At 74.1% G+C, this 355-nt stretch carries 1 pseudogene; it reads right to left on the minus strand.

Annotated features, from left to right (window positions below):
* Positions 1 to 355 (minus strand): annotated as a pseudogene (locus D471_RS34010) (bifunctional 3'-5' exonuclease/DNA polymerase); the annotation flags it as partial.

Here is a 355-nt window from a genome sequence, read left to right on the forward strand (position 1 = left end):
AAGCGGGAGAGCTCCTTGTAGCGGAGCAGGAGGGGGACCACGGGGTGGTCGACGCGTTCCAGCACCCAGGAGCGGGTCGACTCGACGGGATGGCCGATCCACGCCATGGCCCGCAGTACCTGGGCCGGCGAGTCGGGGTTGACATCGCGCCCGACCGCGCCGCTGATGCGCGCGGCGAGCTCGGCCAGGACGGCGGGTCGCTGCCCCGTGTGCGGCCGCGGCCCCAGCAGCTTCGTGAGGACCTCGTCGTGGACGTCGGGCCGCCAGGGCAGACCGTCGTGGCTCATCTCGGCCGCGGCCAGACCGCCCGCCGACTCCACGGCTGTCAGCAGGCGCATCCGTCGGGGGGGCGGTA

Source organism: Nocardiopsis lucentensis DSM 44048 (genome assembly GCF_000341125.1).
Lineage (GTDB): Bacteria > Actinomycetota > Actinomycetes > Streptosporangiales > Streptosporangiaceae > Nocardiopsis > Nocardiopsis lucentensis.